A 257-nucleotide genomic window follows, 5' to 3' on the forward strand; every position below is an offset into this window, starting at 1 on the left:
CTTCACTGCCATCTTTTCCAAAGGTTTTGACCGTGAAGTGTGGAGCTTGCCACTTACCCGCATCATCATAACCGGCTCCGCCACCTAAATAGCCAGCAAGCTGTTCATTCATGGAATAAAGCTGCGAACCTGTTACTGCATCACTGGAATCTTTAGAGATATTACCTGCTGCTAGAGACGTGATCTTACTGTTGCTCTTATCTTCGCCATGCTGCGCTACAAACGCACCTTTCCCGTCATCCCACAACAATGCATCT

General features: G+C 47.5%; 1 protein-coding gene. It reads right to left on the reverse strand.

What is annotated here, in order from left to right; genetic code table 11:
- The coding region (locus ACFIJR_RS09130; protein WP_375654078.1) for a hypothetical protein at positions 1 to 257 on the reverse strand (257 nt) is incomplete at both ends.

This window comes from Bartonella sp. OD88NMGDW (genome assembly GCF_042193775.1).
Lineage (GTDB): Bacteria > Pseudomonadota > Alphaproteobacteria > Rhizobiales > Rhizobiaceae > Bartonella > Bartonella grahamii.